Origin of the sequence: Lederbergia graminis (genome assembly GCF_042655485.1) — a bacterium.
Classification (GTDB): Bacteria; Bacillota; Bacilli; order Bacillales; family Bacillaceae_C; genus Lederbergia; species Lederbergia graminis.
Window position 1 is genome coordinate 148,248 of record NZ_JBHSMC010000016.1, and the last position, 12,451, is coordinate 160,698.

11 protein-coding genes are annotated in these 12,451 nt (G+C 36.4%); 3 read left to right on the top strand and 8 right to left on the bottom strand.

Annotated features, from left to right (window positions below; translation table 11 throughout):
- Positions 1–229: 229 nt before the first annotated feature.
- Entirely contained in the window at positions 230–1,411 is a 1,182-nt protein-coding gene (locus ACFPM4_RS13505) for a NupC/NupG family nucleoside CNT transporter (protein ID WP_144921699.1), read from the top strand.
- A gap of 82 nt (positions 1,412–1,493) precedes the next feature.
- Here the strand turns inward: ACFPM4_RS13505 and ACFPM4_RS13510 are convergent, their stop codons facing one another.
- From ACFPM4_RS13510 to ACFPM4_RS13525, 4 genes are all read right to left on the bottom strand, one after another.
- Positions 1,494–2,345: an MBL fold metallo-hydrolase gene (locus tag ACFPM4_RS13510; RefSeq protein ID WP_382352686.1), complete on the bottom strand. Its 852-nt coding sequence runs from the start codon at positions 2,343–2,345 to the stop codon at positions 1,494–1,496.
- 192 nt (positions 2,346–2,537) lie between these two features.
- Entirely contained in the window at positions 2,538–3,242 is a 705-nt protein-coding gene (locus ACFPM4_RS13515) for an SDR family oxidoreductase (RefSeq protein WP_382352689.1), read from the bottom strand.
- The gene (locus ACFPM4_RS13520) at positions 3,239–3,712 is read right to left on the bottom strand and encodes a VOC family protein (protein ID WP_382352692.1); all 474 of its coding nucleotides are present in this window, start codon (positions 3,710–3,712) and stop codon (positions 3,239–3,241) included. Before ACFPM4_RS13520 ends, ACFPM4_RS13515 begins: the two co-directional genes overlap by 4 nt.
- Positions 3,713–4,655: 943 nt before the next feature.
- Positions 4,656–6,743 (bottom strand): bifunctional diguanylate cyclase/phosphodiesterase, encoded by a 2,088-nt coding sequence (locus ACFPM4_RS13525; protein ID WP_318280953.1) that lies wholly within the window; start codon positions 6,741–6,743, stop codon positions 4,656–4,658.
- Positions 6,744–7,608: 865 nt separating this feature from the next.
- Between ACFPM4_RS13525 and ACFPM4_RS13530 the strand changes: the two genes are divergently transcribed.
- Complete coding sequence (locus tag ACFPM4_RS13530; RefSeq protein ID WP_382352696.1) at positions 7,609–8,148, top strand: DUF6944 family repetitive protein; 540 nt, start codon at positions 7,609–7,611, stop codon at positions 8,146–8,148.
- A 705-nt stretch (positions 8,149–8,853) separates the two neighbouring features.
- Here the strand turns inward: ACFPM4_RS13530 and arr are convergent.
- From arr to ACFPM4_RS13545, 3 genes are all read right to left on the bottom strand, one after another.
- A complete protein-coding gene (gene arr, locus ACFPM4_RS20430; protein WP_465262177.1) occupies positions 8,854–9,267 on the bottom strand; it encodes an NAD(+)--rifampin ADP-ribosyltransferase in 414 nt (137 codons plus the stop codon).
- 469 nt (positions 9,268–9,736) lie between these two features.
- The gene (locus ACFPM4_RS13540; RefSeq protein WP_382352702.1) at positions 9,737–10,303 is read right to left on the bottom strand and encodes a PIN domain-containing protein; all 567 of its coding nucleotides are present in this window, start codon (positions 10,301–10,303) and stop codon (positions 9,737–9,739) included.
- Positions 10,290–10,946 carry a helix-turn-helix domain-containing protein gene (locus tag ACFPM4_RS13545; protein WP_382352705.1) on the bottom strand — a complete coding sequence of 219 codons (657 nt, stop codon included), beginning with the start codon at positions 10,944–10,946 and terminating at the stop codon, positions 10,290–10,292. The genes ACFPM4_RS13540 and ACFPM4_RS13545 overlap by 14 nt, the downstream gene beginning before the upstream one ends.
- A gap of 343 nt (positions 10,947–11,289) precedes the next feature.
- Between ACFPM4_RS13545 and ACFPM4_RS13550 the strand changes: the two genes are divergently transcribed.
- The gene (locus tag ACFPM4_RS13550) at positions 11,290–11,976 is read left to right on the top strand and encodes a hypothetical protein (RefSeq protein WP_382352708.1); all 687 of its coding nucleotides are present in this window, start codon (positions 11,290–11,292) and stop codon (positions 11,974–11,976) included.
- Here the strand turns inward: ACFPM4_RS13550 and rlmH are convergent.
- Positions 11,911–12,390 carry a 23S rRNA (pseudouridine(1915)-N(3))-methyltransferase RlmH gene (rlmH, locus tag ACFPM4_RS13555; RefSeq protein WP_382352711.1) on the bottom strand — a complete coding sequence of 160 codons (480 nt, stop codon included), beginning with the start codon at positions 12,388–12,390 and terminating at the stop codon, positions 11,911–11,913. The two genes, ACFPM4_RS13550 and rlmH, sit on opposite strands and share 66 nt — an antisense overlap.
- Between the last annotated feature and the right edge of the window lie 61 nt (positions 12,391–12,451).

Sequence of the window (12,451 nt, forward strand, 5' to 3'; positions counted from 1 at the left end):
TTTGTATAATTGCTTTTATTCCTCCTATTTTCTCAAGCACATTTATTCATTTTTTATTATTTTTAATTTCAATAAAAAGAAATGCCTAGCAAAGCAAGGTAAAACTTGGATTTAGAAAACATCCTCGATAATAGATATTTTCTTGTATAATGTATGTTTGGTTCTTTTTTGTGAATTATGGACAAAATAACCTTTGCAATCATCGTAGAAATTCATCAGGAGGTTACATATGAGATATGTTATTTCAATTTTAGGTATTCTTGTCGTAATATTTTTAGCTTGGTTGGTAAGCTCCAATCGAAAAGAGATAAAGTTCAAACCCATTATCACCATGCTTATCATTCAAGTTTTATTGTCCTTGTTTTTGCTAAATACAGAATATGGTCTCATCATCATTAAGGGAGTAGCTAAAGTTTTTAGTGTTCTACTCGAATATGCAAATGAAGGGGTTTCCTTTGTATTTGGTGGTATGGCGAACGCGGGTGAGGCTCCATTCTTTTTAACTGTATTGCTGCCAATTATTTTTATTTCTGTGTTAATTGGTATCCTGCAACACCTAAAAATACTTCCGTTCTTCATGAAGGGAGTTGGATGGGTATTAAGTAAAGTAAATGGCATGGGAAAATTGGAATCATATAATGCCGTTGCATCGTTGATGGTAGGACAATCAGAGGTGTTTATCACCTTAAAAAAACAACTCCACCTAATTTCAAAACAGCGTATGTATACTTTATGTGCTTCAGCAATGTCGACTGTATCACTGTCCATTGTAGGGGCTTATATGACGATGATTGAACCGAAATATGTTGTTACAGCTCTAGTGTTAAATTTATTTGGTGGTTTTATCATCGCATCTATTATTAATCCGTATGAGGTTGAGCCAAATGAAGATATATTAAAAATCCAAGAGACAGAAAAACAATCCTTTTTTGAAATGATTGGGGAATATATACTTGACGGGTTTAAGGTTGCGGTTATTGTAGGAGCCATGCTAATCGGATTTATTGCTTTAATGACAGCAATAAATGAAGTATTTGATCTATTGTTTAATATTTCCTTCCAAAATATTTTAGGCTATCTCTTTGCACCAATCGCCTTTATTATGGGAATTCCTTTATCAGAGTCCGTTAGTGCCGGGGGAATTATGGCGGTTAAACTGGTAACTAATGAATTTGTTGCAATGTTGGATTTATCAGGAGGAGATCATCAATTTAGTGAACGCACTATGGGAATTCTTTCTGTGTTTCTTGTTTCTTTCGCTAACTTCTCTTCTATTGGTATTATTACCGGTGCAGTCAAAGGGCTAAATGAAAAACAAGGAAATATCGTCGCAAGTTTTGGTTTGAAACTTTTATATGGAGCCACACTTGTGAGCATATTATCAGGCATTATCGTTAGTCTCATCTTATAAAATGGAATGAACAGCGATTGTATATTGCACTACATAAAAAAGGTAGTGGGAGCCCCCATTACCTTTTTTATATCATTTGATTTTATAAAACTCCATTTACAAAGTAAGTGATTGTTACTATTTCATCATCTGTGAGCTCCCTATTTACGTGTGCTTCGTAGCTCTCCATTATTTTTTGTTTATCATTACCATGACTAGCTGTATACTTCGCAATGGTTCTAAGCTTAGCAACTTCTAGTTTAAATTCCTCTTTTGAAAGTGGCCTTTGATGCGAAGGTATGTATGTATCTGCATCATATAATTCTAATTCGTCTAAAAGTCTTACTGTTTCCTTAATTGTATAGTGTTCTTTTCTGGAATACATATTTGGGTAAATGCAGTCAGCAAGAAAGAGTATCTTATCTTCTTTGATATAGATGATGACAGAATCTGCTGCATGATCTCCTCCAACATGTTGCACGATACAGGTTACTCCACCAAGATCAATTTCCACTCGCTTTTCAAAAGTTACATCCGGTAAGACAATGGTAATATTTCGATGATTTTCATATTCATTTTTTATTGCTTTAGCACAAAATTCAATTTCAATTCCTTCTTTTACTCTTTCATCTATTGCTTCGTTTGACCATGAATACGGGATAAGTTTCTCCATTTCCTTTTTTGTTTTAGTTGAAGAAATTGCAACTGTATTTGGTAATGCGGAAAGGCCAAAAATATGGTCCCAATGCCAATGAGTCAAAACAACTATATCAGGATATTGGGACTCACCTGTTAAAGTCTCTCTCATGAAATAATTTGCATGGTCTTCTGAGTTACCAGCATCAATCATTAAAGTTTTATTATTTCCTACTACCATTCCTAGAATGGGCCTGTCTGTTACAGCTATTGGCGTGATATACCAAAAATGCTTACCTATTTTATTAATTGAATGCATAAAAAGCTAGCTCCTTTCTACGATGATTATATTTTAAGTCGAATAGTGGTTATTTAGTCATAAATAAATCCTTTAACAATGACTCCCATTTCCCCGAGGTCCTAATAAACAAAAAAACAGCAATGATACTTTCTTATCAATGCTGTTTTTTTACTATTTCATTTTATTGTGAATGATACAGGCATTTCTGTATCAAATTTCCATTGGCTCTCCCTTATAATCAACAAATACATACTGATGGCTTACTTTTCTCTTCCACCCCGTTAACTCTATTATACTTTTTGCTGTGTCGATAGGATTAAGAGGAGCATTTTTACCACCCATATCTGTTTTCATCCAACCAGGATGAATCGATAATACTTGCATATCTTGATCTTCTAAGTATCGATGAAGTTTTTCTGAAAACATATTTAAAGCGGCCTTTGAAATACCATATGGGTAATCTCCACTATAAGCATTAGTTAAACTGCCTGCTTCTGATGAAATATTAAGTATTGACTGATTCTCTCCCTCTCTTAATAAAGGAAGAAAATGCTTAACGACTCGAATTGGTCCTAATATATTAATATCGAGGGCAAGTTTAAAAGCTTCCACATCAAGTTCTTCTATCGATTTATCTCTTTCATTTAAAATGGCTGCATTATTGATTAAAACATCGATACTTTTCGTTTTTTCCTTTACTTGTGCCAAGGCTGATAAGACTGATTCCTCGCTTTGGACATCGATTTCAACAATTTCCAAATTACCGTTATAATTTTCCTTTAACTCGAGTAATTCCTCTATCTTTGCATCCTCTATCCCTCTAACCCCAGCAAAGACTGTTCCACCATTTTGTAAGCTTATTTTAGTTAAAGCAAGACCAAGACCACGATTAGCTCCTGTTATAAAAAACTTCAATTACCTTCTCCTCCTCCATTATCGTTTTCTAACAATTCAAGAATCACTTTTAAATCGCCAAAAGTATCCATATATGCATATCTTCCGCCTGTATATTCTCCTTTTTGTATTAGCGGCATATTTCTAGATTCCAATTTTGCAACTGTACCTTTCATATCTTTTACAACGAAGGCGATATGATGAACTCCTTCGCCGTGGGTATCTAAATACTCTCTCCACGTACTAGGATTTTCATCAGGTTCAATCAATTCAATCTGTATTTGTCCCATATCGAAGAATGCTAATTTAGCACGGGCTTCGGTTGGGGAGCCATTATATTTTGTTTGTGCTTTATCAAGTGTATCTGTTAAATTTGCAGGTGGCTTTTCAACTCCAAAGAAATCTGCAAATGTTTGAGAAGTATGTTCAATATTTTTCACGATAATTCCTACTTGTGTCACAACATTTGTTCCTAATACTCCTTTACTCATCATATAACCTCCTAATTGAAATTATGAAAATCGCATTCTATTCAAAACAAAAATCGTAAAAGAATAGATTTTAATAACTTTTTATGAATGATGAATCTATGTAACGATAATCTTAAGCGCTTACATTACTGTTGCTTGAAACCAATATAATCATATTGATTTATGGTGTCAATCAATATGATTATCTCAAAGTCTTTTAGACAAACAAAAGAGCAGCAACCAGCAACTAGTTACTGCTCTTGAAGCAAGACTGAGTGAAAAAATTTGGTTATGCATAGAACAGGCTAGAACAAAGTAACGGACGAAAATACATAAGAGGAAAGCATCTTAACTAGATACATTCAGATTATGGAAATGTATCTTACCGAGGAGGAAATACAAGAGGACCCCTGCGGGAAGTGCGGTAGCCGGAAGACCCCACAGATAGAAAAGGGAAGGCGACTGAATAGCGGCGTACGAACGGGAGCCAGTCCTGTACTGAGATAAAGGAAACACGGCGAAGGCCCACAGGATGTGGGTCACGTCGACGTTGTGACGTACAGGATGTACTAATGCAGGCGAAGCGACAGGACGTCGCAGCTTGAGCCTGCACAGGACGTGCCGCTTTTAGTCGACGTTCCTCTTGACGATGTTGTTTTATCGTAGGGAAAGGAATGGCTCGTTCGCCAGCCGCTAGGAGCCTGAGCTAGACAGGCGTTTAGCGCCGAGGAGGCTTCCGAACCTTGTCTAGCTACAGGCGCTATCGGCTCGAGGTCAAATAACCTGAGACATGAAAGGCAAAGAACGCCTTTCTTTGTCTCAGAACATTTGCTTGTCGCCGATTGGCAAGCGCCTTCCGCTTTTCTAAGCCCGCGGAAAGCGAAGTGTATTTCCGTAGCGGTATAGTTGCAGTAACAATATTCTAATTTACGTATAGTAAAAAAGCTTTGTTTAGCCAGTCGACTCATTTAAATAAAGCTTCGATTTCCTCTGATTTCATCGGTTTATAATACCGGAAGCCTTGCACTAATTCACAGCCCTGCTCTTTAAGAAAGTCTGCTTGAGCATCTGTCTCCACACCTTCAGCCAATACTTCCAAATCAAGACTTTTAGCCAATGCAATTACAGCTTTTGTTACAGCTTTATTTTTATCATTTAATTCGCTAAGAAACATTCTATCCACTTTTAATTTATTAATTGGTAGTCGACTTAAGTATCCTAGTGAACTGTATCCGGTGCCAAAGTCGTCGATGCTTACCTTCACACCTATTTTTTGTAAATCCCTTAATAGTTTTTTTGTATATGTAACATCCGAAGCTATACTCTCCGTAATTTCTAATTCTAAATACTGTGGATCTAGTTGGGTTTCTAACAAAATAGATTTAAGTTTTGTTAGAAAGTTATGAGACATAAATTGGCGGATGGAAATATTAACTGCTATTGTCAGTGGAGGATAACCAGCCTTTTGCCATTCTTTATTTTGGCGACAAGCAGTTCGCAATACCCACTCCCCAATTGGAATAATTAAACCTGTTTCTTCAGCAATTGGAATGAAATCGAATGGCGCAACAAGTCCTAATTCAGGATGTTGCCAACGGATTAACGCCTCTACACCAACAATCTTATTTTGTATAATATCGATTTGTGGTTGATAATGTAGGAACAATTGACCTTCCTCAACCGCCTTGCTCAAGGAAGTTTCCAAGTATAGTTTCTTCTCCATATGATGAATCAGTTCCTGGTTAAAAAGTTGAAAATTATTCTTCCCGTTTGCTTTAGCATGGTACATGGCAGCATCTGCATGTTTGATTAATAAGTCAGAGGTTGTACCATCCAGAGGATAAATACTCACACCTATACTCGTACTAATATACACCTGCATATTATTTACCATAAAGCTCTGTTCAAGTTTCTTTAGGATTCGTGTTGCGTATTCAGCTACTTCCTTTTCACCGATCCCTGGTAGAATAAGAGCAAATTCATCGCCACCGAAGCGTGAGGTAATATCCATTAAGCGAACTGAAAGAACGAGGCGTTCTCCAAAGGCTTTCAGCAATTTATCACCGACACTATGCCCCAATGTATCATTAATTTCCTTGAAACCATCTAAATCAAGAAACATCACCACAAATTGTTCATTATGCTCCCTAGCATATTTTATATTATTCTCTAATTCTTCCATGAAGTGTGTCCGGTTTGGTAAATCTGTCAGAAGATCATGATAAGCCATATATTTAATTTTTTCTTCAGCCTTTAACCGCTCGCTAATATCGATGGCTGTACCTACAACTTCCTTCACTTTATTGTCGATTACAATAGGTGAAAGATGAATAAGAAGATCTGTACCCCACCCATGGAATTCAAAATGGACATGTTTACCTAAGTAAGCTTCCTGAACGTGTTTTTCTAATTTCTCTACTGTTTCTTCTGGAAAAACTTCTCTAATATCCTTATCCTGTATACTCTGCGTTGTAATATTCAGACGTTCCGCTATCATTCCCTCAGCGAGAATAAATCTGAAATCTCCATTCTTTTCCTGACGTATCTTAAATATCAAATTAGCTAAATGCTTAATGGTACTTTGAAAGTCATTTTCTAACGCCTTTTGCAAATCACTTTCCATCTGCATTCTAGCAGTAATGTCAGTACGAATAGACACATACCGATAGGGCTTACCATTCGAATCTAAAAAAGGAACAATCGTTGTACTAACCCAATAGGTAGAACCATCCTTTGCTCTATTCTTTATTTCACCTTTCCAAACTTGACCCTTACCAATTGTACGCCACATTTCTTTAAAAAAAGAGCGTGGATGATAGCCGGAGTTCAGCATGCGGTGAGTGTTCCCAATTAGTTCATCTCTACTGTATTTGGAAAGCTCAACAAATTTGTCATTCGCATAGGTTATCACACCTTGTACATTTGTGATTGCTACTATTGCTGATTCATCCAAAGCTTTACGTATATCTAGTAGTTCTTCTATGATATACTCTTGATTTGTTGGTACCTCCATAAAATTATCCCGCTCTATATTTACCTGATGTTTTTGCACCAACTTTTCCCCCATATAACAAGTCAATGAAAATGATGATTCTTGTTCTAGTTTTTTCTATAATCTATCTACATTATAATCCATTTAACCTATTTTTTTCGAAATGAATTCAGATTTATAGGTCTAAACTCACAAGAAAATGGTCATCCCATCCATAAGTACTGTTATATACTATATCGTCCTAACCCCACAGATTGTTTACCCCTTCTACCATTTAATAAAAATTTATATGTTTTATATCCTTTTTATGTTAGTAAACCTTCGAGTAGATACACTGAAAGCCTACATAATTAAGATAGAACTGCCATACATCATAGACAGTTCAAATTTGTTTGTGCGATTCTTTCTTTAGGTTGTACAGGAACAAGCAAATCCACCTTCTGCTGTTCGGAATCGCTAGTATTTTCATTTTATCGAGAGTTTTTGATGTCAAATCACGAGAATAATCGGTTTATCGCGAGATTCTGATGCCGAATCGCGAGTATATTCGATTTATCGCGAGATTCCGATCCAGATTCGCGAGTGTATTCGATTTACCGCGAGATTCCGATCCAGATTCGCGAGTATATTCAGTTTATCGCGAGATTCCGGTACCGAATCGCGAGTATATTCGGTTTATCGCGAGATTCCGATCCAGATTCGCGAGTGTATTTTCTTGCGCTAGTTTTGTCACTCTAAAAAAACATATATGAATTTTGGGGTAGCCCGAATGGCAGCTACCCCTTTTTACATACTTTATACAACGGTACCTCATTACTTGTAGAAGGTTCACTTTAGCATTTAACCCTCAGTATTTCTACACCAATAACCCAATCACCTTTATCTGCGTATACTAACCACATAATATTAAAGAAGGTTTTTATTCATGATGGATAGTGATCTTAAAGCATTAATTGGAATGTGGGGCCAAGCCATAGGTACGCTTCTTTCAGCTATATCCAGCACCCCTTCTTCAAAGTTAAATGAAACGATGCAAAACAATTTATCATTATTAGGGAATGTCATGCAGGCGACAGGAAATGCATTGGTTGCTGATAGTGAAAAGGAGATTACTTTAGGGAAGCTCGGAAACCAAATACAAGCGATTGGAAATTCTACATGCATTGCAGGAATAGTCATTAATTTTAACGATGAAACAAAATCAGAGTTAAATATAAAAGGGAATTTACTCCAAGCTCTCGGAAGTGGTATGGCTTTACCCGATTTATTAAATAGTAAAAATCGGACGATGGATGACCTATTAAATATTTATGCATCCCTTCTTCAAATGATTGGTAACTCTCTACAAGCAATTGGAGGGAAAATCGATCTATCTGGAGGTAATGGACAAATAATTAATTTTGTCGGCAGCTGGATTCAGACGGTTGGTGCTTTTATTCAAGCACTAGTACAAAGCAAAAACTAAGTAAAAAACTGATAATAATCATGGTATTATTCCCAGTAGTTATACAAGAGGCAGAAAATAGAGGCTGGGACAAAGTAATAATGATGAAACAAAAATCCGAACTATAAGATGTATACAATCAATATAGTTCGGTATTTTTCTATCATATATACGAATTTAAAGTTATCAGCGGAGGAAATACACGGAGACTCCTGCGGGAGCAAAGGCCTCGAAGAGACCCCGCAGATAGAAAAGCGAAGGCGACTGATTAGCGGCGTACGAACGGGAGCCAGTCCTGTACTGAGATAAAGGAAACACGGCGAGGGAACGAGCCAATGTTGACTTATCGTAGGGAAAGGAATGGCTCGTTCGCCAACCGCTAGGAGCCTGAGCTAGACAGGCGCGCTTAGCGCCGAGGAGGCTCATTAGCCGCCCGCGGAAAGCGTAGTGTATTTCCGAAGCGGTATTGTTTTACTTCCATTGTTCGGATATACCTCTAGTTCAGATCGTATTGTCCCAACCTCTTATAGAACTTATCGACCACTTTAGAAACGAAATCTAATCAAAAAACATTCCCAGTATTAATAACATTCACTGTTACATCTGGCTTCATTTCAACATTTTTATATCCTGCTTTCCAATTTATGGACTTCCATACTTCATATAGTTATTAGAGTTGAATGAAGAAGGTGAATTACTAAATTCAACTGTAAACATTAAAAATGGTTAGTTAATAATTTCACCTGTATTTTTAGAAGACTTTTCGCGCCATTCTTGCCGTTCAGTTTTCGTAAGTTTATTCCATTCTGTTTCTTCACCAATTATTCTTAAAGGTTTTTCCGAGCGATAAGAACGTGTTAAGTTTCCAGGGAATTTTTTGTCTGTAACATTTGGATCGTCTTCAAACTCACCTGTTGGTTCTACTATATAAACACGTTCCCTTCCTTCTCCCTTTGCTAATGCTGCTGCTAGTCCTGCGCCATTGACATTAGCTGTGAAATAAATATGGTTCATTTTAAGCCCATCTTTGTAATTTGAATTTCCACCTGCTGTTAGTAAATCACCAACACTCAAATCAGCCCTTGTCCCATGATAAAACGGTCCAGCATCAGAAGGTACACCCTTAGATGAATTGGACAATTCGTAATTTCTTTTTGCATTCTCGGAATCATCTATCTCCTCATAACATTCGGCAATGTTTTTAAATAACGTTGAGTATGCACTCCTAACATTATCATCATCAATTTTTTGTGCACTCTGTAGTGATGTTTCCATCCATTTCAATTTATCTTTAACACTCTTTTGTAGGCGAGCTAAATGATAAGCTGCAATAAATCTTTCATAGTCATTTGTTGCATCGTACCATGCTTTATTAAACATTGAAATTGCACCTTCAATGTCTCCACTATCCTCTAATCCCATCCCACTCATACACAGTTTAATCACGGCGTTATTTGGATCAAATTTTATATTCATCTAATATTACCTCCAAATTGATTGATATTATTAGTATACTCAGATGGAACTATCTATATGGAAAATTAGGAATAAAAATAAACTTAGCAATCAACTAAGTTTATTCAGATTGTTTTTCTAATATATGCATATATTAATCTACAATTATGTTGTAAAATTCACCAGTCTTTATTCTTTTGATCTTTCCAATCATTTCAGGAAACCGTTTAGTATTACTCGTCACTATATATGAACAATTTTCTTGAATAGCCGTTACCCACACATGAACATCCTGTTCATCATAATGGCGTAACGGCTCCTGTAATCCTTGTTCTTTGGCTAAAAGTTCAGCTTCCTTTGTTGAAATTCCACTAATATCTGCAACTGCCTGACCAATTTTCATTTCTCTTCGACTGGCAATATCCTCATGATAACGACCAACTACACTATTGACAGCCGGGTAATTTTCCAAAATGGGATAAACAAAGGAATCCAAAAAACCTTCAACCAACTTAATTGGATAAGTAACCCCACCAATTCCATCAAATGTCGCCTTTCGCATAAATTCGATTAAGCAAACTCTTAAAAGAACCACTCGATAATCAATTGTTTGGGCTGCCATCGTTAGCAATTGACGGTTTATTCCTTCTGCTCGAATGGCTCCGCACAATACAGTTGTATCAAGTAACACAATTGGGGAGGATGGATTATAGGAATTCATCTTCATCACCCTCCCCATGTCCAGCATTGAATTTATTCAGTTGCTGTTCAAAAGCCTTTCGCTTTCTTGCTTCTTCAAGGGTTATTTTAAAATACTCTTTCGGAATACGCCAACGATTCCCACTTGTTTTTCTGGCACTAGGATATTTCCCGTCTTCACACCAACGCCGAATCGTTTGATCTGACACTCCGATGATTTCGGCAGCTTCAAGTGTACTATAACTATTCACATAGTCCACCTCTTCCTGCAGTGGTATAGTTGCGGTCGAACTTGATATAACAGACTCCATCCGTATTTGCGTTTGGTCAGCTATAATTTGAGCTAAGATTTTCTTTTGGTCTGCTTCAGGAAAAACTTCGGATAGTTTCTCAATGTAATCAACCAGATTTTCGTATGCTCCCATCATGTCTTTGCTTTTTAGGGATTCGTATATCATTTTATCCTGAGTGCGAATACGAATCATGTATTCCGTTGAGGGCAGTTCTATTTTCACTTCATCTAAAAAAGACGTTGGGAGCCTTAACGCAGAAAATGTTCGTTCTATCAGGCTTTTGAATAAAACCAAGGCGTTTTCATAGCGGTTTTGGTCTTTTAAAATTGTGACTGTATCCCACAAAACTTCCTCTTCATGTTCTCGATACATTGGATATCACCTCCTACTCATAGTATATCCTACTTTATGTTGGATAATCAACACTATCTCAACAAACACAACATATCCAACATATTGTTTGTACTTTATCGGATATTTACTTCCTATTCCGTATTTATTTAAGAGGCAAAAAATGAGATGGGGTAAAGGTATTACGTAAACATCACTGTTTTTCAATCTTCATAGTCTTTCTTATGAAAGAAATCGATATTTCACACTAATTTATAAATGGTAACTATTTAATCTAAATTAAATTTTCCGAATCTGATTGGGGAAGTTTGTAATATATAGTATTCTAAATAAGAATACATAAAAAGGGAGAGATTGGGGTCAAATGAAATATTATGCTGTCATTAACCGTATAATTAATTTCTTAAACGACTCAGCCTACTTTAGTCAAACCATAGATAATATTAACATTGATACTGTTCAATCAAATATGAAGTTAAAAGAGTGGCTAGAGAAAATTGAAACAGAGCTTAAAGAAGCCCATGACATGCAGGAAAAATATATGGAGGCATTTGAACAAAACCTCTTCCCTGTTTCTATACTTCAGGAACGATTACAGAAGGTGTCTAAGTCCAAAAATGAATTAGAACAGAAGAAAAATGAACTTAGCATTCAACTAAGTTCATCAGATACCAAAATTATCCCACCAGACTTGGTTAGACATTTATTAGAAAAGTATATTCAAGCATTCCAACAGTCTTCGAGAGAAAAGAAAAAACAGCTCTTACAGCTTTTGATAAATAAGATCTCCATCAAACAATCTGACAGACACTCTCGATTTGTGGATAAAATTGAACTCGATTTTGACTTTTCCGTAGTTAACCTGTCCAAGACATTTACACTAATCCATGTACTCTTTCATGAAGCAGAACATATAGATCAGGGTTCAGTGTCGCTGCCTGATTCAAAAGACAAAATACCACCTTATCTTCAAATTTTTTTGCCTCTATTTGTGGTACGGTTCCCCTCGATTTATCCTAAAACCACGATACACTTGCTCCAGCAGTATTAACCTCATGAGTTGATGTGGAAATGTCATTTTGGAGAAAGAGAGTGCTAGGTCACTGCGTTTTTGGACTTCTTCGCTTATTCCAAGTGAACCACCAATGATAAAGGCAATTTTGCTTTTTCCGTATGTGGCGAGCTCGTCCATTTTTGCAGCGAGTTGTTCGGAGCTGAACATCTTTCCGTTTATCTCCAATGTAATGACATATGTGTCTTGGCCTATGTTTGAAAGGATGCGTACGCCTTCTTTACGTTTTACTTCTACCATTTCCGCTTCGCTCATGTTTTCTGGTGCTTTTTCATCGGGCACTTCAACAATTTGGACTTTTGCATATGCGGAAAGTCTTTTTAAATATTCTTGAATACCTTGTTTTAAATATTTCTCTTTCAACTTCCCAACCGAAACAATCGTTATGTTCATACTGTTCTTCCTTTTCACTTCTTTATAGTACTTATTAGTGTATCAAATGACCCACTCAAAA